Raw genomic sequence first — 19806 nt, forward strand, 5'->3', positions numbered from 1 at the left:
CTCAGCGAGGCCAGGCGCTCGGGTCCAACCTCATCGTCCACGGCTCATCCACTGTCACCGCGTCGTCCGGACCAATGGTGCCGACCAGTTCGTACTGCACGTCCTTGATCAGGCGGTAGCGGTAGATGATTGGGCCGAAGTCGCCTCGCTCCACACGCCAGTAGTGCGGAATCCCCGCTTCAGCGTAGAGACCGGGTTTGGTGAAGCGGTCATGCCGGCGGCTTGTCGGCGACTCCACTTCGACAACGAGACTGACGCCCTGCGGTTGATGCCAACGCACACCACGTGGGGTGTTTGGCTTCAGCACCGTCACATCCGGGATCAGGTTGCCCGACGGCAGCCCCAGCCCGATCTCACGAATAATCCGCCACCCGTCTGGTGCCGCAGACCCGATGGCCGTCCGAATGCTGTCGGCCAGCTCGTGGTGATCGTCGTCGGCCGGTGGGGTCACGTGCAGGCTCCCGTCGATGATCTCGTAGCGGTTCCCATCCTCGGGAAGGTTGAACAGGTCCTGCTCGCGCCACGCGCGCGCAAGGGGCCGCCACTCGTCGGTCGGCTGTGCCATCACGTCCACCTCCTTCCCGCCACGATAACGTCCGGGGCCGGCGCGGGCTCCCACCCACGCCGGCCCCGGGCCGAACCAGCTGCTCAGGCGCTCTGGGCGTCCTTCGCCCGGGCCTTCAGCGCCCGCACCACACCGTCGCGGCCCTCGGCCACCAGCCGACGCAGCGGGGCGGGGTGCCCGTCACCGGCCAGCCACGCGTCGGTGGCCGCCACCGTGTCGTCCTCCACCAGGTACGTCGGGTACGCCAGCTGGGCGAACTCCTGCGCCGGCTCGCTGTCCCGGGTGGCCCACACCTGCCCGACCGCCGCGAAGTACCGCTCCCGGTACGGGGCGACCAGCTCCACCTGCGCCGGGTGGGCGAAGCCCTGCAACAGCGCCCGGTGCCGCCAGTTGGGCAGCGCGTCCGGGCCGGTGAGCAGTGCCCACACGGCGGCCTTGTTCTCGGCCGTCGGCATCAACGCGTGCGCGTACGCGGCCTCCCGCTCGCCGCTGGCCGTGCGGTCACCGCTCAGCTCCGCCTCGACCTCGTCGGCCCCGGCGGCACCGTTGGCCACCAGCGCAGCGAGGACCGACCAGCGCAGCTCGGTGTCGACGGTCAGCCCGGCCGGCACGCCGGTGCCGTCCAGCCAACCGCGCAGCGTCGCCAGGTCTTCCTCGGAGCGGACCGCCGAGGTGAACGCACGGGCCCAGGCCAGCTGGAACCCGCTGCCGGGCTCGGCGGCGGCGAGTGCGTCGCGGGCGGTACGGGCCAGGTCGGCCCAGCCGGTCGGCGCCCAGGCCGGGTCGGCGTACAGGGTGAGGGCGGTGGTCGCCTGCCGCAGGGTGGCGGTGACCAGGTTGATGTCGGTCTCCGCGGGCAGCCCGCTCAGCGTCAACGCCACGTAGTCACGGGCGGACAGCTCGGCGTCGCGGATCATGTCCCATGCGGCGGTCCAGCAGAGCGCGCGGGCCAGCGACGAGTCGAAGCCACCGATGTGCTGCACCACTGTCGCCATCGAGCGCTCGTCGAGGCGAAGCTTGGTGTAGCTGAGGTCGTCGTCGTTGAGCAGCAGCACGTCGGCCGCCCGGACGCCCCGCAGCGGGGCGAGATCGGTGTGCTCGCCGGTCACGTCCACCTCGTACCGCTCCCGGCGGACCAGCCGCCCGTCGGTCAGGTCGTACAGGCCCACGCCGATCCGGTGCGTGCGCAGCGTCGGGTACGCCGCCGGCGCCTCCTGCCGTACCAGCACCTGCTCGTACGTGCCGTCCGCCCCGATGGTCACCTCCGGACGCAGCGTGTTGACCTGCGCGGTCTCCAACCACTGCGCGGCGAACTTGCGCAGCTCCCGCCCGGAGGCCGCCTCCAGCTCGGTGAGCAGGTCGTCGAAGGTGGCGTTGCCCCAGGCGTGCTTGCCGAAGTAGGCCCGCAGCCCAGCCACGAACGGCTCCTCACCCACGTACGCGACGAGCTGCTTGAGTACGCTCGCGCCCTTGGCGTAGGTGATGCCGTCGAAGTTGACCTCGACGGCCTCCATGTCCGGCATCTCGGTGTAGACCGGGTGGGTGGAGGAGAGCTGGTCCTGCCGGTAGCCCCAGTTCTTCCGGATGGACAGGAAGGTCGTCCACGCTTCGGTGAACCGGGTCGCGTTGGTGTTGCACCAGTGGCTGGCCCACTCGGCGAACGACTCGTTCAGCCACAGGTCGTTCCACCAGCGCATGGTGACCAGGTCACCGAACCACATGTGGGCCAGCTCGTGCAGGATCGTGTTGGCCCGCTGCTCGTACTCGAAGTCGGTGACCTGCGAGCGGAACAGGTAGTGCGACTCGGCGTGCGTCACGCAGCCGAAGTTCTCCATCGCGCCGGCGTTGAAGTCGGGCACCCAGAGCTGGTCGTACTTCGGCAGCGGGTAGCGCACGCCGAACTTCTCGTGGAAGAAGTCGAAGCCCTGCTTGGTGATGAGGAACAGGTCGTCGGAGTCCAGGTACTGCGCCATCGACGCCCGGCAGAAAACCCCCAGGTCGATGCCGTCGTGAGCGTCGCGCACCTCGTGGTACGGCCCGGCGCACATCGCCGTGATGTAGGTGCTCATCCGGGGCGACTCGGTGAAGTGCAGCGTCTTGAGCGCCTCACCCGCCGGCTCCTCGCGCTGCACCGGCATGTTGGACACCGCCCGCCAGTGCGCCGGCACTGTGACGTGCCAGGTGTAGACGCTCTTCAGGTCGGGCTGGTCGAAGCAGGCGAACACCCGCTGCGCGTCGGCCGTCTCGAACTGGCTGTAGAGGTACGTCTCGCCGTCCACCGGATCGACCGTCCGGTGCAGACCCTGGCCGCTGTTGGAGTAACCGAAGTCGGCCTCGACCACGAGGACGTTGTCGCTGTCCAACCCGGACAGGGTCAGGCCCTTCTCGGCGGACCAGTCGGAGAGGTCGACGGGCGTGCCGTTCAGCGTCGCGGACCGCACCGACTCGGCGGCCAACTCGATGAAGGTGCTCGCGCCCGGTTCGGAGCAGCGGAACCGGACCTCGGTCGTCGACCTGAACGTGCGGCCGTCGGCCGCCAGTACGGCGGTGGACAGGTCCAGACTGATGTCGTACCCCGTCACGTTGAGCAGGCGTGCCCGCTCGGTCGCCTCGACCTGCGTCAGGTTGCGCACTCCCGGCACTGTTCGTCTCCATCCCACATGTCGCCGTACGCCCGGCGGCGCCCGTTCGCCTACCGCTCGTGACGGCCGGCCCGATTCGAGTCTTCCATGTACGGGCAGCCCGCGGTGGCCGAGGTCACGCTCTCATTCGGGTGCCGGCCGATGCGCCGCGGGGTGAAGATTCTCCTGAGACGCCGACCGCCGCCGGCGCCACCCGTCGCGAAAGGATCTCACCGTGACCGAGCGTGTCACCGCCGACATGTGGTTCGATCCGGCCTGCCCGTGGGCCTGGATCACCTCCCGCTGGCTGCTCGAGGTCGAGCAGGTCCGGGACGTGGACATCCGCTTCCACGTGATGAGCCTTGCCGTGCTCAACGACGGCCGGGACGAGCTGCCCGAGGAGTACAAGGAGTTCCTGAAGACCGCCTGGGGTCCGGTGCGGGTCTGCATCGCCGCCGAGCAACTGCACGGCAACGAGGTGCTGCGCCCGCTCTACACCGCGCTCGGCACCCGGATCCACCTACAGAAGCAGGAACGGGGCCCGGAGCTGTACGTCGCCGCGCTCACCGAGGCCGGCCTCGACCCGGCGCTGGCCGCGGCGGCCGACAGCACCGACTACGACGAGGCGCTGCGCGCCAGCCACGAGGCGGGCATGCGCCCGGTCGGGCAGGACGTGGGCACGCCGGTCGTGCACGCGCCCGGCCCGGACGGCACCCCTGTCGCGTTCTTCGGCCCGGTGATCACTCCGGCGCCGAAGGGGGAGGCCGCCGGTCGACTCTGGGACGGCGTGCTGCTGGTCGCCGGTACCCCGGGCTTCTACGAGCTCAAGCGCACCCGCGAGCAGGGCCCGATCTTCGACTGAGCGATGACCACCGCGCCCCCGTCCGTGCCGCGTCAGCTGCACGGACGGGGGCGTTTCCGGTCGGGTGCCGAGGTCGGCGGACGGTCGTGGCGTCACCGGGAGGCGGGGGGCGTCGTTTCCCTCGGTGTCCGCCGCAGCGACCCGCAGGGCCGCACGCCGCAGTTCGTGGAGGCAAATCCCGATGGCCAAGCACCGTGCGTCCGGTGACGATCAGTTGACCCGGCAGGGGGTGATCGAGAGTCCCGGCGCGGACTACTGGTCCGTTGACGACTCTCGTTGGCCTACGGTCCGCCCGGACCTGCCCGCCCACCTGGTGGATCTGCTCGCGCCGCCCATCGTGGTGGGCGTGGCGCGGGTCCCGGTGACCTCCCGGCTCACCCCGCCCACGTCGATCGACCCGCTGCCGTCGCCCGTCGACGCCGTGCCGGCCGATGCGCCGGCGCTGGTGCCGTCGGGGGCGGCACCGGCCGAACCGGCGCCCCCACCGCCGGCGCCGGCTCCTCCGCGCCCGGTGCCGACGCCGCCGCTGAGCCCACGGCCCGTCCCGACGCCGCCCCCGGACCGTCCCGTGCCGGGGCCACCAGCGTCGCCCCGCCGCGCCCTGAACACCGGGCCGATCGGGACCGGTCGACGCGGCAACGGCGGGCCGGTGAGCGCGGGTAAGCACCGCCGGGGCGCCTCCGACCGTGCCGGCTGACCACCCGGGGCTTTCATCTGGTGGACGCCCCGCGGGTCCCCGTCGGCGGCGACACCGTCGCCGGTAGCGTCAGTGGGCATGACGGTCGTGCATCCGATCACCCGGGCCTGGGTCACCACTGGCGGCACCGGCGCGCAAAACTACGACGAGTTCGCCGACGACGCGGAGATCACCGCGATCATCGAGTCGAACCCGCACAGCGCTCTCGGCATCGAGATGCCGCACCGCGCCCCGCAGAGCCTGGGCAAGTCGTTCCTCGACGCGCTGCCGGACGCGGTGGCCCGCCTCGCCGAGGCCAAGGCCGACGGCAGTTACACCCCCGCCGAGGAGGTGGTGGTCCTCTACCGGATCAGCGCACCCGGTGAGGAGCCGGCGTACGGGCTGTTCGCGATGGTGGACACCGACCAGATCTCCACCCGGGCGGACGAGCCCGGCCTGGTCATCCGCAACGAGGACGTCTTCATCGCCAAGGTGCGCGAGCGGGTGGCGCTGGCCGACGCGCTGGGTCACCTGCTCTCACCCGTCCTCCTGCTCCAGACCGGGCGTGGCGACGAACTGCACGCCGCGCTCGCCGCGGCGACCGACACGGCGGGCGCGCCCGCCGCGACGGACACCGACCAGGCGGGGCGCACCCACGCCATCTGGCTGCTCGGCCCGGGCCCGGAGCAGGCCACGCTGACCGCTCTCGCCGGTGGCGGGGACCTGGTCGTCGCGGACGGCAACCACCGCAGCCTGGCCGCCCAGACCGGCGGGCTGCCGCGCTTCCTGGCCGTGGTCACCACCCCCGCGTCGGTGGCCATCCAGCCGTACAACCGGCTGGTCAGCGAGCTGACCACGACCCCGGCCGAGCTGCTCGACCGGCTGCGGGCCGCAGGCGCCGAGGTCGAGCCGATCGACGGCCCGGTCGAGGTCCCGGCGGCCGGCGGCACCGTGCACCTCCACCTAGACGGCAAGGGGTACGCGGTGCGCCTGCCCGCCACCGCCTCCGCCCGCCTGGAGAACCTGGACCACGCCCTGGTCGAGCGGCTGGTGCTGCGCGACGCTCTCGGTCTGGACCCGGGCGACAAGCGGATCACCTACGTCGGCGGCGACTACCCGGCGAGCTGGCTCACCGGTGAGGTCGACGCCGGGCGGGCCGAGTTGGCCATCCTGATCGCGCCGGTGACCGTGGCAGACTTCGTCGCGGTCAACCTGGCCAGGGAGAAGATGCCCCGCAAGAGCACCTGGTTCACCCCGAAGGCGCGCGGCGGTCTGGTCGTCGCCGAGCTGCCGCGCTGAGCACCACCCCCACGACCGTGTGACGAACTCGGCTCGGGGACGCCGCCCCTGTGACGTCCCCGAGCGCGGCCTGACAGACTGCCCGGTATGCGCGTCTATCTGGGATCCGATCACGCCGGTTTCGAGTTGAAGGTGCACCTGGCTAACCACCTGGCCATGCAGGGGTACGACGTGGTCGACGTCGGCCCGCACGGCTACGACCCGGACGACGACTACCCCACGTTCTGCCTGCACACCGGCGACCAGGTGGTGGCCGACGAGACGGGCCTCGGAGTGGTCATCGGTGGTTCCGGCAACGGTGAGCAGATCGCCGCGAACAAGGTCGCCGGCATCCGCGCCGCGCTGGCCTGGAGCGTCGAGACCGCTCAGCTGGCCCGCCAGCACAACGACGCGAACGTGGTCGCCATCGGTGCCCGTCAGCACACGCTGGACGAGGCGACCGGGATCGTCGAGGCGTTCCTGAACACGCCGTTCTCCGGCAACGAGCGGCACGCTCGGCGGATCGCCCAGGTGGCCGAGTACGAGCGGACCCGGAAGCTGCCCGACCTCCCCTGACCCGTGCGGCGCTCAGCGCGGCGAGCGGGGCAACTCCTCGCGGGGCACCCAGTTCCGCCGGACGACGACCACCCGGGCTTCCGCCTCGGCCAGGTCGTCGTCGGTGGGGCGGGCCGCGTCCCGGGCCCGTAGCGCGGCGCTCAGCCCCACCTGGGACGAGCCGGAACCGACCAACCCGCGCAGCCCTCGCTCGCCGTCGCGCTCGTCGCCCCCGGTGCTCCTGCGCCGTGGCGGCGGCGGGTCGTCACCGTCATGCACGCCCGCGGTGCTGGCCGTCGAGCCGTCGGCGCCCGGTCTGGCCGTCTCGGTGTCGGCGTGGTGGCGCAGCCGTCGCCGTCGTCGGTCGGGGTCACCCATCAGCCGACCGTACCCTGGCCGGGTCTGATCCGGCACTGTCGCGCGATCTCGCGTCCCGGCCGGGGTCGGCGACCGATTTGCCGGCTGGCTACCCTCGAATCAGGCGGTGCTGTTGCCGTCGGTCAGGGGGAGGACGAGATGGCAGACCAGACGCAGCCGTGGGCGGAGCGGACCGTGGAGGTGCCACCGCAGGCCGGCGTCGGGGTGCCGCCGCAGCGCGACGGGTTCCGCCGAGGGGTCGCTCCGGTGGGTCAGCCGCGCACCCCGCGGACGGAGCCTTTCCCGGTGGTCGAGCAGGAGCCGACCGGCACCGGTTGGCCGGGCGAGCCGGCGCCCCGCCGTTCGCTGAGCTCCCGGATGGCGCAACTGCGGCGCGGCGGCGAGTGGAGCGCGGCGGCCGGCCTCTTCGCGTTCGTGTGCTGGGGGATCTGGGCGCTGTCCGGCCAGGGTGACCTGAGCGGCCCCCTGCTGGTGCTGGTGCTCAGCCTGCTGGTGGCGGTGGGCCTGTTCGCCCTGTCCCGGCTGGTCGGCCGGGTGGTGTGGGAGCGGCAGCTCGGACGGGTGCGGCGCAGCGCCCGTGGTGCCCACCTGGCGACGGCGGTGTTCCTCGCCGGCCTCGGGGTGGCATGGCTCCAGCAGACCGAGTGGGTCGTCTCAGCCTGGAACTGGATTTCTTCGAACTGACCGGGGCGTGCACGGGCGGGCCGGTCCATGACCGCCCACCCGTGCACCCGGTCGTCTCCCCACCAGGCAGGCCGCTGCTTACCCGGCCGGCCGCGGTTCATCCGTGGCCGGCCGCTCCGACCGCTACCTCCTTCGTGGGCTCTACGGTGCGACGGTCAGTGGGTGCCGCCGTGGCCCTCGGCGTCGGCTCGGGGCGACGCGACCCGGGCGGCCGGGTCCTCGACGCCGGGCTCGCCGCCGTCCGGGGCGACCGCCCCGTCGTAGGTGATATCCGGCCAGCGGTGCCGCGCCCCGACGAGTGGACGCGGCACCGCCGAGGGATCAGCCGGCGGATTCGGCGGCGGCGTAGTCGCGGGCCACCCGGACCATCTCCACCAGCCCGCCGGCGTACTCCTGGGATTCGCCGTGCGCCTCGTCGAACGGCGGCTGGAAGCCGACGCCCTCCCACTGGTTGGTCGCCGGGTTCCACCGGTCGTTGCCGACCTCGAAGTCCCAGGCGAAGATGCCCAGCTCGTAGTAGAGCTGGTCGGCGGAGTTGCCGGCGGCGGAGTAGAGCACGTCGGCGACCGGACCGGTCTGGGACGGCCAGGTGACGGTGCCGCGTTCCTGCGCGATGGCGCCGACGATCCGCCGGGCGCTGTTGAGGAACAGCGTCGACTCGTCGATCGACGGTCGCGGCAGGGTGACCCTGCCGTCGGCCCGGTACGCCCCCGGCGGCCACATGAAGTACCCGCCGTAGGAGTGCACGTTCATCGCGAATCTGATGTTCGGGTGGTCCTGGGCGAGCGCGATCACGTTGCCGCTCTCCGCCTCGGACAGCTCGGCGGTGCCGGCGTAGGTGCCGGACAGGCAGTTGGCGCTGGCGCCCACGTACCCGTCGAAGTACGACCCGACGGTGTAGTTGCGGTTGAGGTCGACGCCCCACGAGGTGCGGTACCTCGGGTCGCGGGCCGCCCCGGTGCAGTGGTTGACCAGGTTCTTGCGCTGCATGGCGAAGTCGTTGAACGAGTAGTTCGCGCCATCCGGGTTGACCGTCGGGATGACGAAGATGTCGACCTGTTCCAGCAGCTCACGGGTCGCCGGGTCGGTCCGGGAGTTCGCCAGCATCCGCTCGGCGAACTCCAGGGTCACCAGCGGCGTGGCCCACTCCCGGGCGTGCTCCTGGGAGTACGCGAGCACGCCGACCCGGGAGCCGTCCCGGTGCACGCCGAGGCGCAGCGCCTGCACCGTCCACGGCCGTGCCGGCACCTCGGTGCCCTGGAGCCCGTCGTCGAGCCGGGCCGGGCCGGCGACCGGCATGGGCAGCCCGGCCGAGCCGTCCTCGACGGTGGCCCGGAACCGGTTCGACTGGCGGGCGTTGATCGCTGCCGCGACCTCGTCGGTGGTGCTCACCGTCTTACCGGCGGTGTCGGTGGCCAGCGACACAGTGAGGACGCGATCGCGGTAGCCGACGGTCAGCGGCCGGTTCGCCCGGCCCGGGTCGACAGTGCGCACCTGTACGCCGTTCATGCCCTGGTCGCCGAAGCGGACCGACTCGACCACCACTGCCGCCACGGCCGGGTCCCCCAGGTACGCGACGGCGTTGCGCCGGTATCCCTGGGTCTTGTTCGGCAGGTCGATCACGTCCACCAGGTCCCGGTACTGGCGGGCCAGCCGCTTGATCCGCGCCTGGATGTCGATCGGCGTCAGGTACGCGTCGATGAAGTCCTTCTGGTATCCGGCCGGCAGCGGCGGCGGCGTGGCGTTGGGCCAGAGCGTCGGGGTGATCACCCGGCTGACCCCACCGAGGCTGGAGATGGCGCTCAGCTGAACGGGTCGGCTCGGCACCGGCTGGGGGAGTGCGTAGTGGTACTGGTACTCGCCGGAGTCCTCGAACCGGTACAGCGGGAACGAGCCGGTGGCGCCGTCCGCCGTCCGCCAACTGACGGTGATCTCCACGTCCGGGTCGTCGGTGGCGGTGGTGGCCACCTGGGCCTGCAGGAAGGTCTGTCCGGACGTGGTCCACCAGTACGCCTGCTGCACCTGGAGGGTGTCCACGGCGGCGGCGGTGGACCGCTGGCCAGCGGCCGGCGTACGCAGTCCGGCAGCGGTACGGGCCTGAGCCGCCCGGACGCTGTCGGCGTAGTGCCGGTTGCCGTCCCCGGCGCGCTGCACGATCTGCACGGCCGTCGCGCCCTGCGCTGTCAACTCGGCGAGCTGCGTGCCGCTGAGCACCAGGTCGGCGAGGATCCGGCCGTCCCGGGCGCGGGGCCGGTTGGCCAGGTCCGCGCCGGTGGCGACGAGCCGGTCCAGTTGGGCCTGATCGCGGAGTTGGACTCGGACCAGTGCGGTCTCGGTGGCGCTCAGGGTGATCGGGGCGGCCGGGGCGGCGGGTGCCGCCGTGCCGGAAGCGGGATGGGACAACACTGCGCTGAACAGGATCACTGTGGTGGCGGCAGCTGTCCACCGTCGTCGGACGATCATGTGCCCTCCTGTGACGGACGTCGATGTGCTTGGTCCTTACACCAGTGCACAGATCGACACCTGTCAAGGTGGGGATGCGCCGTCCGCGCCTTACCGGCGTAGTCGACGCGGGTTAAGCTGGCTGATCTTCAAAATCCTTTGGCGTCGTGGGCTGCACCAGCGGGCCGACCCGACAGCGACAGCGAGCACAGCCGACGGCGTACTGGTGCACGAGCGCTCGACCCGTCTGGTCTGTCTCGATCCGGCCGACGGCGTGGCCCGGTGGGACGTACCGATCGGCACCTGGCCCCGCGCCGTCGTGGCCGACGGGTCGCAGTGCTGGGTGATCAGCCAGGATCGCGACGAGCTGCGCTGCCTCGACGTGCGTGGCGGCGAGGTCCGCTGGAGCGCCGAGGTGCCCCGCTTGACGGGCCACATCGTGGTGACCGGTGATCGGGTGTTGGTCGGTGGCTGGCGGGGTTACACGGGACTACGGGCGTTCGATCGGTGGACCGGCGCCCTGCTCTGGTCCGACCGGCAGCGGGTGGCGACAGTACTGCCGGCCGCAGTCGGCGAGCGGGTGCTCGTCGGGGAGCCGGGCGGCACGTCGGTGCGGCTGCTCGACGCTCGCGACGGCAACGAGGTGCACCGCTGGAGCCTGCCGGAACCCCTGGTGGGCCGCGACGGACAGTGGCCCACGTTCGTGGCGGCCGGTGCGGATCGGTTCCTGGCGCGCTGCGGGGCACGAACGCTGTGGCAGGTCCGTCCGGGATCGGGGACGGCAGGGGAGTTCTTCCGGCACGATCGGGACCTGGCCGATGCGGGAATCAGCACCGTCGGCAGTGTGGTGTGGGCGCGCGAGCGCCGGGCCGGTGCCGTCGCGCTGGACCTGACCACCGGTGCGACCCTCTGGCGGGTGACCGCCGGACCGGACTCGGTGGACCAGGTCGTCCCGGGCGCCGGCGGGCACGTGCTGGCCACCGGGCGACCCGGCATGCTGCTGCTCGTCGACGACACCGGCCGCCCATGCGAGCGACACTTCGTCGAACAGCAGATCAGCGGAGTGCGCGTGTTGACGCCGGGTGTCCTGCTCGTGGTCGCTAAGGGCGCACTACTCGCGGTGGACGGCGGTGCGCCGACGCATGAGTGACGCCTGTCGTCGTCTGTAGCCGCCGGACGCCGTTCGGCGTTGATCCCGTGACAGGTCCGCGAGTTCCGGAGCAACCCTCTGGGCCAGACCCCGCGTGACTAACTCGAAACGGGATCGGAGGCCTGAATGAGCGATCGCGACAAGGCGTTCGCCGAGTACTTCGCGGCACGGTCCGGTGCCATGCGCGGCACCGCGTACCTGCTGTGCGGCGACTGGCACCGTGCCGAAGACCTGGTCCAGACCGCGTTCGTCAAGCTCTACCGGGTCTGGAACCGGATCTCGCGGCACGAGGTGCTCGACAGCTACCTGCGTCAGATCCTGATCCGGACCTTCCTCGACGAGCGCCGCCGCGGCTGGTGGCGGCGTGAGCGGGTGGGTGGCGAGGACGCCGAGCAGGTGGCCCCGCCCGACTCGCCGGAGAGCCGACTGGTGCTGCTCCAGGCGCTGGCCCGGGTGGCACCGCGTCAGCGGGCCGTGCTGGTTCTGCGGTACTGGGAGGACCTGTCGGTCGAGGACGTCGCGGCGCTGCTGGAGTGTTCTCCAGGGACGGTGAAGAGCCAGGCGGCACGCGGGCTCGACACATTGCGCGGCCTCCTGACCCCTACCTACAGCGGGATCGAGATGGGGGAGCGATGAACGAGGAAGAGTTGCGCGAGGGGCTGCGCAGCGAGATGGCGGGCATGACCCCGCCACCACCATTGAGTACGACAGCCGCGCTCGGCGCGGCACGACGGACGCACTTCCGCCGACGCGCGGTGTGGGCGTCCCTCGGATCGGCGGCTGTCGTGCTGGCGGTCACCGGGTTCGCGGCCGTCGCCACTCCGGACGGCCATGTCTACCAACCGGCGGGTCAGGGGTCACTGGCTCCTCCGGACACCAAGGAGCCGTGGCCGACCGGGCCGGACGGGCAGCCGCAGGAGGACCGGACCGCGCGGGCGGGGTCCAGGTACGAGCAGGGCATCCACCTACTCAGGGAGGTTGTCTCGGTGGTACCCGCCGGCTTCACCGCGCCGGAGGACCCGCCGGGCCAGTCCGACCCGACGCTCCGGACCCAGCAGGCGCAGTTCGAGGCAACTGTGGACGGCGTCGACGTGTGGAGCTACCTGTCCTCGGTGGCCGTGGCGAAGGGCAAGGGCACCGGGCGCGTGATCGTCGAGGTGCACGACGGCCCCAACCCGCTGCCGGCCGAGCCGTGCGACCTGGCCCAGAAGTTCTGGGGCATGCGGGGCGAGTGCCGGGTCGAGACCGTCGGTGCGACGCGGGTGGGGGTGGTGGTCCGACCGAGTGACGACGATCGGCTCGACCAGTGGTCGGCGTACCGGCACCCGGACGGCGTGGTGGTCTTCGTGGCGCAGAGCGTGCGGCTGGACGAGAGCCGGCCGGCGTTGACGAAGCTGCCGTTCTCCGTGCCACAGTTGGCGGCTCTCGCGGTCGACGAGCGGTTCCACCTGAAGTGACTCGGCGACTCGGCCTCGCCGAGTGGGTCCAGGTGCCGCCACCGTGCGGTCCACCTGGGCCTTGCTGTGTGTCGAAGCCGGCTGCCTCGTGACCGTGCGGGGTGCTGCGCCGCGGGTCCCCCTCAGCGGCGTGCCGTGAGGGGCACGAGGACGAGCACGGCGACGCCCAGCGTGGTGGCGCCGACGGCCCACCACCAGAAGAATCCCGAGAAGACCGAGGCGATCAGGAGGCCCACGCCGAGACCGGCCAGCAGGCCGAGTGCGAACAGGGCCCGTGGGGGCAGGGCGAGGTACGGCAGGCGTCGTACCACGAGCACCTCCAGCCAGGTGCCGCCGCACGCCAACAGCGTTGCGCCGACCCCGTCCACGGCGGACAACCCGTGGCCCTCGCTGATGGGCACGAGAACTCTGCCCTCGTCGCCGGCCGGGACGAGGAGGACGAGCACGCCAGCGAGGATGAGCAGAGCGGCAGCGACGACCTGCCTGCGCGGGGCGCCCTCACCACCCTGTGACATGGCCACAGTCTCGTTCGTCCGCCATCGTCTGCACAGCGGCCGTATCGGCGAACATCGAACGCCTGGCGTCCGGGCTCGTGTGCTGCCGCGCCCAGTTTCGTGCGCGGCGACGTGTGCGACGGCTCCCGCCTGGCCGGCCGCGTACGCGGCATGTCCTGCCGCCCCGCGCAGGTCGCCCGCCGCGTCCATGGCATGACCGCCCGCCGCGCGGGCCTGGGTCATCGTGACCTCGCCCGGAACGCAAAAGCGCCCTCCGACCCGGGTCGGAGGGCGTTGGAGCGGGCGACGAGAATCGAACTCGCGTAGTCAGTTTGGAAGACTGAAGCTCTACCATTGAGCTACGCCCGCGTGCATCCCGCCGGAGCAGGACGCGCTCCATCGTACCCAATGTCGACGCCTGACGCGTAACCGCGCCACCGCCCCGCGGTGCCGAGTCGTCCCCGACGCGGCGGCACCACGCCCTCACCCGGCGGCACGGCACCTCAAGATCCGCGCAACATCCGTGAAGTAGTGGCCTCACTGCACGCGAAGGCCACTACATCCGTGAACTTGCGCGGATCTTGAACCAGGTTGCGCTGATCGTGAACCCGTCCGGGTAGTTGTGCCGATCTTGAAGCAGGCGGTTCGGGGTGCAGTGGTAGTTTTCGGGGGTTCTGTCCGGGTGGCTGATGCCCCGGCACCGACTGAGGCGTGGCGACGGCATAGACTGCACGTCGCCACGGGGTGTGGCGCAGCTTGGTAGCGCACTCGCTTTGGGAGCGAGGGGCCGTGGGTTCAAATCCCGCCACCCCGACTGTCGTCCGCGGCCGGGCCGCCCCGGGTGCCGCCCAGTGCGGCCCCGGGCGATGCCGGAGCGTCAGGCCGGCTCGCCTACACTCGATGGGCTGAATCACGCCCAGACTCAACTGAGATCCGTCAAGGAGTACGCCTGTGAAGAGCACCGTCGAGACTCTGAGCCCGACGCGCGTGCGGCTCGCCATCGAGGTGCCGTTCGTCGAGCTCGAGCCGAGCCTCAAGAAGGCGTACCGCGAGATCGGTTCGCAGGTCCAGGTTCCGGGCTTCCGCCGGGGCAAGGTGCCGACCGCGGTGATCGACCAGCGGGTGGGCCGGGGCACCGTCCTCAATGAGGCGGTCCAGGAGGCCATCCCGGAGAACATCCTCGCCGCGGTGCGTGAGCACGACCTGAAGACGCTGGGGCGCCCGGAGGTCGAGATCACCGAGTTCAACGACGGTGACTCGCTGAACTTCACGGCCGAGGTCGACGTCCGCCCGGAGATCACCATCCCGGACGCGAGCACCATCGAGGTGACCGTCGACGAGCTGCAGATCGACGAGAGCGAGATCGACGAGCAGGTGAAGAACCTGCGGGAGCGGTTCGCGACCCTCAAGACCGTCGAGCGCGCCGCCGCCGAGGGCGACTACGTCCAGATCGACCTCAACGCCACCGTCGACGGCGAGGACGTGCCGGGCGGCCAGGCGAGCAACATCTCCCACGAGGTGGGCAGCAAGCAGCTCCTGCCGGGCCTGGACGAGGCCGTGGTCGGCCTCGCCGCCGGCGAGGACACCACCTTCACCACCCAGCTGGTCGGCGGCGACTTCGCCGGTCGGGACGCCGACGTGGCGGTGACCGTGCGCACGGTCAAGGAGAAGGAGCTGCCGGAGCTGAACGACGAGTTCGCCCAGATGGCGAGCGAGTTCGACACGATCGAGGAGCTGCGCGGCGACCTGCGGGCCCGGGTCACCCAGGGCAAGCAGGTCGAGCAGATCTACGCCGCTCGGGACAAGGCCCTGGCCCAGCTCGTCGAGGCCGCCGACATCCCGGCCCCGGAGGGTGTCGTCCGCGAGGAGGTCGAGAGCCGCAAGCAGGCGATGGTCGACCAGCTGGAGCGGATCGGCGCCTCGATGGAGGAGTACCTCGCGGCCGAGGACAAGACCGAGGAGCAGATCGACGCCGAGCTGACCGAGGCGGCGACCGAGGGCGTCAAGGTCCAGCTCCTGCTGGACACGCTTGCCGACGCGGAGGACGTACAGGTCTCCGACGACGAGTTCGGGCACGAGATCGTGCACCGGGCGCAGCGCGCCGGGATGGCCCCGCAGCAGTACTACGACCAGCTGGTGCGCTCCGGCGCGGCCGCCGCGGTCTTCGGCGACGTGCGGCGGGGCAAGGCGCTCGCGGCCGTCATGGAGAAGATCACGATCAAGGACTCGGCCGGCAACGGGATCACCCTCGACGCCCTGCGCGCCGCCAACGAGGCGGAGCACAACCACGACCACTGATCGTCGGGTGCGGCCGCCGTCCGCCGCTCAGCGGCGGACGGCGGCCGTTTCCCTTTCCGGGTACGCCCGGGCAGCAAGCACTGCCGGGTACGCCCGGAAGCCCGCGCCGCGGGTACCCCGACACAGCTGCGCTGAGAGCGAACACTGCCCCGACCGGGACTCTGCCGCCCCGCACAGCGGTTAGTGTCGGGAAAGACGGTACGGAGAGCGAAGGGCTGCCATGACCGACATGCACATCCCCAAGAAGTCGCTCCGGGCGATTGACGCGCGCGGTGGCGACTCCATTGGCAACCTCGACGACTCGGTCTACAACCGGTTGCTCAAGGAACGCATCATCTTCCTGGGCAGTGAGGTGACCGACCAGGTCGCCAACCGCATCTGCGCGCAGCTGCTGCTGCTCGCCGCGGAGGACCCGGACCGCGACATCAACCTGTGGATCAACTCGCCGGGTGGCTCGGTCTACTCCGGCATGGCGATCTACGACACCATGCAGTTCATCGACAACGACGTGTCGACCGTGGCGATGGGCATGGCTGCCTCGATGGGCCAGCTGCTGCTCTGCGCGGGCACCAAGGGCAAGCGGTACGCCCTGCCCCACGCACGGATCATGATGCACCAGCCGTCCGGTGGTCTGGGCGGCACGGCGTCCGACATCGCCATCCAGGCGGAGCAGATGCTCTACACGAAGCGGATGTTCCAGGAGCGGGTCGCGCACCACACCGGCCAGAGCCAGTCGCAGATCGAGGCCGACTCGGACCGGGACCGTTGGTTCACCGCCCAGGAGGCCATGGACTACGGCTTCATCGACAAGGTGATCATCGGGGCCGCACAGGTTCCGGATGGCGCCGGGACCCTGAGCTGAGGAGCTGACGATGACCGATCTGAGCCTGCCGCCCCAGTTCGCGGCCGTGCACAACCGCTACGTGCTGCCGTCGTTCGTCGAGCGCACGTCGTACGGGGTCAAGGAGTCGAACCCGTACAACAAGCTCTTCGAGGACCGGATCATCTTCCTCGGCGTCCAGGTGGACGACGCGTCGGCCAACGACGTGATGGCCCAGCTGCTGACGCTCGAGGGCACTGATCCGGACCGCGACATCATCATGTACATCAACTCGCCGGGTGGCTCGTTCACCGCCATGACGGCGATCTACGACACCATGCAGTACGTCCGTCCGGACATCTCGACGGTCTGCCTCGGGCAGGCCGCGAGCGCGGCGGCGGTGCTGCTCTCGGCGGGCACTCCGGGTAAGCGGATGGCCCTGCCGAACTCGCGGATCATCATCCACCAGCCGGCCACCGAGGGCGGCTACGGGCAGGGCTCGGACATCGAGATCCAGGCCCGGGAGATCCTGCGGATGCGTACGCAGCTGGAGGACATGCTGTCCCGCCACTGCAACCGCCCGATCGAGCAGGTTCGCAAGGACATCGACCGTGACAAGATCATGACGGCCGAGGAGTCCAAGGAGTACGGGCTGGTCGACACGATCCTGACCAGCCGCAAGAAGGGTCTGCTGGCGGCCAACGCCGCCCGCTGAGCTGTACCGGGTCAGAGGTTGGCCGGGGCTCCGTTCCCGGCCGACCTCTGACACACCCGTTTTGGGGGTCGGAGAATGCCCCGCCAGCGGGTAACGTCGGGTCCGTACCGCTTCGCCGGTTGAGCCGGCGGCGCGAACTAAGCCGGGCGGCGCGCAACGTCCGCAGGTCAGGGCCGGGTCTCCGGCCGATGAGTGCAGGGAGAACGTAGGTGGCACGGATCGGTGACGGCGGCGACCTACTGAAATGCTCCTTCTGCGGCAAGTCGCAGAAGCAGGTCAAGAAGCTCATCGCGGGCCCAGGGGTCTACATCTGCGACGAGTGCATCGATCTCTGCAACGAGATCATCGAAGAGGAGCTGGCCGAGTCCGGCGAGGTGAAGTGGGAAGAGCTTCCCAAGCCGATGGAGATCTGCCAGTTCCTCGACACCTACGTCGTGGGCCAGGATCAGGCCAAGAAGGCGCTCGCGGTAGCGGTCTACAACCACTACAAGCGGATCCAGGCCGAGGCGGCTGGCGCGCCAGGCTCCGGCAGTGACGCCGTCGAGCTGGCCAAGTCCAACATCCTGCTGCTCGGCCCGACGGGGTGCGGCAAGACCCACCTGGCGCAGACCCTCGCCCGGATGTTGAACGTCCCGTTCGCCATCGCCGACGCCACCGCGCTGACCGAGGCGGGCTACGTGGGCGAGGACGTGGAGAACATCCTCCTCAAGCTGATCCAGGCCGCGGACTACGACATCAAGCGCGCCGAGACCGGCATCATCTACATCGACGAGGTCGACAAGATCGCCCGCAAGTCGGAAAATCCGTCGATCACGCGGGACGTCTCCGGTGAGGGCGTGCAGCAGGCCCTGCTCAAGATGCTCGAGGGCACGGTGGCCAACGTGCCGCCGCAGGGTGGCCGCAAGCACCCACACCAGGAGTTCATCCAGATCGACACCACGAACGTGCTGTTCATCTGTGGTGGCGCGTTCGCCGGTCTCGACCAGATCATCGAGTCCCGCACCGGGCAGGGCGGCACCGGCTTCGGCGCCCGACTCCGGTCGGTGTCCGAGCGGTCGACCGACGACATCTTCAGCCAGGTCATGCCGGAAGACATGCTCAAGTTCGGGCTGATCCCCGAGTTCGTCGGCCGGCTGCCGGTGATCACCAACGTGCGCAGCCTGGACCGCAGCGCTCTGGTACGGATCCTCACCGAGCCGCGCAACGCCCTGGTCCGGCAGTACCAGCGCCTGTTCGAGCTGGACGGTGTCGAGCTCGAGTTCGACGAGCCGGCGCTGGAGGCGATCGCCGATCAGGCGATGCTGCGGGGCACCGGTGCCCGTGGTCTGCGGGCCATCATCGAGGAGGTTCTACTCTCCGCGATGTACGAGGTGCCGAGCAACCCCGACGCCGCCCGCGTGCTGATCACCCGCGAGGTCGTCCTGGAGAACGTCAACCCGACGATCGTGCCGCGGGAGTTCACCGGGCGCCGGGCCCGGCGCGACCGCGAAGAGAAGTCCGCCTGATCTTTCCCGCGTCACGCCGGCCGTTCGATCCTGAGCGGCCGGCGTGATCGTGTTCGGCGCCGCTCGCCCCTGACCGCTGGCGCCGGCCAGATCGTGACGCTGTCCGTCAGCGCCCTCCAGCCGTACCCTTTGCTCATGCGTGTCGCCGTCTGCCAGCTCAACGCCCGGGACGACCGTAAGGCCAATCTGGCGGCCGCGGAGGCCTTGCTGGAGCGGGCCGCCGCCGGCGGCGCTGATCTCGCCGTCCTTCCCGAGTACGTCGACTACCTGGGTCCTGGCGCGGGGTTGCCCGAGCCGGAGCCGGTCGACGGGGAGGTGGGCAGCTTCTTCGCCGACGTCGCCCGGCGGCTCGGGATGTGGTTGGTGGCCGGCTCGTTCCACGAGGTCGGGCCGGACCCGGACCACACCTGGAACACCTCGCTGGTCTTTGACCGTGCCGGCAACCTGGCCGCGAGCTACCGCAAGATCCACCTGTACGACGTGGAGATCCCCGGTCGGGTCTCCTACCGGGAGTCGGCGAGCGTTGCCGCCGGCGTCCAACCGGTGGTGGTCGACGTCGAGGGGCTGAGGGTCGGCCTGTCGATCTGCTACGACCTGCGTTTTCCGGAGCTGTACCGGCTGCTCGCGTCGGAGGGCGGCGCGCAACTGCTTGTCGTTCCGGCCGCGTTCATGATGCACACCGGGCGGGACCACTGGGAGGTCCTGCTGCGGGCCAGGGCGATCGAGAACCAGTGTTTCGTGGCGGCGGCCGGCCAGACCGGCGATCATGAGCCGGGTCGCACCTGCTTCGGCCGCAGCATGGTGGTCGACCCGTGGGGGACGGTCATCGGCCAGGTTCCGGACGGTCCGGGGGTTTCCGTCGTCGACCTGGACCTGGACCGGCTCGCCACGATCCGCGCCGAGCTGCCCAGCCTGGCCAACCGCCGGCTCTGAGCCTCAGCCCTCCAGCAGGACGCCGATCACAGCGAACCCGGCGATGGCCGCCGCGGTGACCAGCAGCGCCGTGGTCATCCGGGACCTGCCCCGTCGAGCCAGTCGTCCCACCGAGAGCACGAGTACGACAAGCACGACCGCACCGATCACCACCTGCCAGAACGGCCCGATGAGGCCGAGTAGCGCCTCCTCGGCCAACACCCTGGCACCGTGCCCGGACTCATCCATGACTGACACTCTGGCACGTCGGGGCGGCCCGCGTCCTCGGCTGCGCCGGGGAGTCAGGTGCTCGCGTCCTTGGCTGCGCCGCGGACTGGTGGGCGCTCTTCGTCCGAACCAGTGATGAACCCTGATTTGCCTTCTCCGGGCCGTC

General features: G+C 70.7%; 20 protein-coding genes, 2 tRNA genes and 1 pseudogene. 14 read left to right on the plus strand and 9 right to left on the minus strand.

Annotated features, from left to right (window positions below; genetic code table 11):
- Position 1: 1 nt before the first annotated feature.
- Positions 2-565, minus strand: a complete 564-nt coding sequence (locus OH804_RS34675; protein ID WP_406061876.1) for a Uma2 family endonuclease — start codon at positions 563-565, stop codon at positions 2-4.
- A gap of 83 nt (positions 566-648) precedes the next feature.
- Complete coding sequence (gene pepN, locus OH804_RS34680; RefSeq protein WP_406061878.1) at positions 649-3198, minus strand: aminopeptidase N; 2550 nt, start codon at positions 3196-3198, stop codon at positions 649-651.
- A 223-nt stretch (positions 3199-3421) separates the two neighbouring features.
- Between pepN and OH804_RS34685 the strand changes: the two genes are divergently transcribed.
- The 4 genes from OH804_RS34685 (at position 3422) to OH804_RS34700 (ending at position 6578) form a co-directional block, all read left to right on the plus strand.
- Positions 3422-4048, plus strand: coding sequence for a DsbA family protein (locus OH804_RS34685; RefSeq protein ID WP_366634536.1), 627 nt, complete (start codon positions 3422-3424; stop codon positions 4046-4048).
- A gap of 181 nt (positions 4049-4229) precedes the next feature.
- A complete protein-coding gene (locus tag OH804_RS34690) occupies positions 4230-4745 on the plus strand; it encodes a hypothetical protein (protein ID WP_196919343.1) in 516 nt (171 codons plus the stop codon).
- 78 nt (positions 4746-4823) lie between these two features.
- Entirely contained in the window at positions 4824-6023 is a 1200-nt protein-coding gene (locus tag OH804_RS34695; RefSeq protein WP_406061881.1) for a DUF1015 family protein, read from the plus strand.
- 87 nt (positions 6024-6110) lie between these two features.
- A complete protein-coding gene (locus tag OH804_RS34700; protein ID WP_196919341.1) occupies positions 6111-6578 on the plus strand; it encodes a ribose-5-phosphate isomerase in 468 nt (155 codons plus the stop codon).
- A gap of 12 nt (positions 6579-6590) precedes the next feature.
- Here the strand turns inward: OH804_RS34700 and OH804_RS34705 are convergent, their stop codons facing one another.
- On the minus strand, positions 6591-6935 hold the full coding sequence (locus tag OH804_RS34705; RefSeq protein WP_406061883.1) for a hypothetical protein: 345 nt from the start codon (positions 6933-6935) through the stop codon (positions 6591-6593).
- Positions 6936-7073: 138 nt separating this feature from the next.
- Here OH804_RS34705 and OH804_RS34710 point away from each other — a divergent pair, with 138 nt between their 5' ends.
- Positions 7074-7619: a hypothetical protein gene (locus OH804_RS34710; protein ID WP_406061885.1), complete on the plus strand. Its 546-nt coding sequence runs from the start codon at positions 7074-7076 to the stop codon at positions 7617-7619.
- Positions 7620-7774: 155 nt separating this feature from the next.
- On the opposite strand, the gene OH804_RS34715 is transcribed toward OH804_RS34710, so the two are convergent.
- Both OH804_RS34715 and OH804_RS34720 read right to left on the minus strand, forming a co-directional pair.
- A complete protein-coding gene (locus OH804_RS34715; RefSeq protein WP_196919338.1) occupies positions 7775-7930 on the minus strand; it encodes a hypothetical protein in 156 nt (51 codons plus the stop codon).
- 10 nt (positions 7931-7940) lie between these two features.
- Positions 7941-10082, minus strand: coding sequence for a M14 family zinc carboxypeptidase (locus OH804_RS34720; protein WP_406061887.1), 2142 nt, complete (start codon positions 10080-10082; stop codon positions 7941-7943).
- A gap of 205 nt (positions 10083-10287) precedes the next feature.
- Between OH804_RS34720 and OH804_RS34725 the strand changes: the two genes are divergently transcribed.
- From OH804_RS34725 to OH804_RS34735, 3 genes are all read left to right on the plus strand, one after another.
- Positions 10288-11211, plus strand: a complete 924-nt coding sequence (locus tag OH804_RS34725) for a PQQ-binding-like beta-propeller repeat protein (protein ID WP_406061889.1) — start codon at positions 10288-10290, stop codon at positions 11209-11211.
- Between the two features lie 126 nt (positions 11212-11337).
- Entirely contained in the window at positions 11338-11847 is a 510-nt protein-coding gene (locus tag OH804_RS34730; protein ID WP_196919335.1) for a SigE family RNA polymerase sigma factor, read from the plus strand.
- Positions 11844-12668 (plus strand): hypothetical protein, encoded by an 825-nt coding sequence (locus OH804_RS34735; RefSeq protein WP_406061891.1) that lies wholly within the window; start codon positions 11844-11846, stop codon positions 12666-12668. The genes OH804_RS34730 and OH804_RS34735 overlap by 4 nt, the downstream gene beginning before the upstream one ends.
- 122 nt (positions 12669-12790) lie before the next feature.
- On the opposite strand, the gene OH804_RS34740 is transcribed toward OH804_RS34735, so the two are convergent.
- The 3 genes and pseudogenes from OH804_RS34740 to OH804_RS34750 form a co-directional block, all read right to left on the minus strand.
- Positions 12791-13183, minus strand: a complete 393-nt coding sequence (locus OH804_RS34740; RefSeq protein WP_196919333.1) for a hypothetical protein — start codon at positions 13181-13183, stop codon at positions 12791-12793.
- Positions 13184-13288: 105 nt separating this feature from the next.
- Positions 13289-13417, minus strand: a pseudogene (locus OH804_RS34745) (hypothetical protein); the annotation flags it as partial.
- A 40-nt stretch (positions 13418-13457) separates the two neighbouring features.
- Positions 13458-13531 (minus strand) — tRNA-Gly (locus tag OH804_RS34750).
- Between the two features lie 371 nt (positions 13532-13902).
- Between OH804_RS34750 and OH804_RS34755 the strand changes: the two genes are divergently transcribed.
- The 6 genes from OH804_RS34755 (at position 13903) to OH804_RS34780 (ending at position 19433) form a co-directional block, all read left to right on the plus strand.
- A tRNA-Pro gene (locus OH804_RS34755) sits at positions 13903-13976 on the plus strand.
- 137 nt (positions 13977-14113) lie between these two features.
- Positions 14114-15460 carry a trigger factor gene (tig, locus tag OH804_RS34760; protein ID WP_406061893.1) on the plus strand — a complete coding sequence of 449 codons (1347 nt, stop codon included), beginning with the start codon at positions 14114-14116 and terminating at the stop codon, positions 15458-15460.
- A 220-nt stretch (positions 15461-15680) separates the two neighbouring features.
- The gene (locus OH804_RS34765; protein ID WP_007464111.1) at positions 15681-16322 is read left to right on the plus strand and encodes an ATP-dependent Clp protease proteolytic subunit; all 642 of its coding nucleotides are present in this window, start codon (positions 15681-15683) and stop codon (positions 16320-16322) included.
- A gap of 10 nt (positions 16323-16332) precedes the next feature.
- Positions 16333-16995 carry an ATP-dependent Clp protease proteolytic subunit gene (locus OH804_RS34770; RefSeq protein ID WP_030333536.1) on the plus strand — a complete coding sequence of 221 codons (663 nt, stop codon included), beginning with the start codon at positions 16333-16335 and terminating at the stop codon, positions 16993-16995.
- 209 nt (positions 16996-17204) lie between these two features.
- A complete protein-coding gene (clpX, locus tag OH804_RS34775; protein ID WP_030333537.1) occupies positions 17205-18500 on the plus strand; it encodes an ATP-dependent Clp protease ATP-binding subunit ClpX in 1296 nt (431 codons plus the stop codon).
- A gap of 135 nt (positions 18501-18635) precedes the next feature.
- Positions 18636-19433: a carbon-nitrogen hydrolase family protein gene (locus OH804_RS34780; protein ID WP_406061896.1), complete on the plus strand. Its 798-nt coding sequence runs from the start codon at positions 18636-18638 to the stop codon at positions 19431-19433.
- Between the two features lie 3 nt (positions 19434-19436).
- Here OH804_RS34780 and OH804_RS34785 read toward each other — a convergent pair whose 3' ends face one another.
- Positions 19437-19661 carry a hypothetical protein gene (locus OH804_RS34785; RefSeq protein ID WP_196919330.1) on the minus strand — a complete coding sequence of 75 codons (225 nt, stop codon included), beginning with the start codon at positions 19659-19661 and terminating at the stop codon, positions 19437-19439.
- Positions 19662-19806 lie beyond the last annotated feature (145 nt).

It is taken from the genome of Micromonospora sp. NBC_00860, from assembly GCF_045207375.1.
Lineage (GTDB): Bacteria > Actinomycetota > Actinomycetes > Mycobacteriales > Micromonosporaceae > Micromonospora > Micromonospora vinacea.

Coding starts and splice junctions, on each gene's coding strand:
- OH804_RS34675 (WP_406061876.1), bottom strand. CDS start 565: ATGGCACAGCCGACCGACGAGTGGCGGCCCCTTGCGCGCGCGTGGCGC.
- OH804_RS34690 (WP_196919343.1), top strand. CDS start 4,230: ATGGCCAAGCACCGTGCGTCCGGTGACGATCAGTTGACCCGGCAGGGG.
- OH804_RS34730 (WP_196919335.1), top strand. CDS start 11,338: ATGAGCGATCGCGACAAGGCGTTCGCCGAGTACTTCGCGGCACGGTCC.
- OH804_RS34710 (WP_406061885.1), top strand. CDS start 7,074: ATGGCAGACCAGACGCAGCCGTGGGCGGAGCGGACCGTGGAGGTGCCA.
- OH804_RS34740 (WP_196919333.1), bottom strand. CDS start 13,183: ATGTCACAGGGTGGTGAGGGCGCCCCGCGCAGGCAGGTCGTCGCTGCC.
- OH804_RS34785 (WP_196919330.1), bottom strand. CDS start 19,661: ATGGATGAGTCCGGGCACGGTGCCAGGGTGTTGGCCGAGGAGGCGCTA.
- OH804_RS34700 (WP_196919341.1), top strand. CDS start 6,111: ATGCGCGTCTATCTGGGATCCGATCACGCCGGTTTCGAGTTGAAGGTG.
- OH804_RS34780 (WP_406061896.1), top strand. CDS start 18,636: ATGCGTGTCGCCGTCTGCCAGCTCAACGCCCGGGACGACCGTAAGGCC.
- OH804_RS34770 (WP_030333536.1), top strand. CDS start 16,333: ATGACCGATCTGAGCCTGCCGCCCCAGTTCGCGGCCGTGCACAACCGC.
- OH804_RS34720 (WP_406061887.1), bottom strand. CDS start 10,082: ATGATCGTCCGACGACGGTGGACAGCTGCCGCCACCACAGTGATCCTG.
- OH804_RS34765 (WP_007464111.1), top strand. CDS start 15,681: ATGACCGACATGCACATCCCCAAGAAGTCGCTCCGGGCGATTGACGCG.
- OH804_RS34735 (WP_406061891.1), top strand. CDS start 11,844: ATGAACGAGGAAGAGTTGCGCGAGGGGCTGCGCAGCGAGATGGCGGGC.
- OH804_RS34695 (WP_406061881.1), top strand. CDS start 4,824: ATGACGGTCGTGCATCCGATCACCCGGGCCTGGGTCACCACTGGCGGC.
- OH804_RS34705 (WP_406061883.1), bottom strand. CDS start 6,935: ATGGGTGACCCCGACCGACGACGGCGACGGCTGCGCCACCACGCCGAC.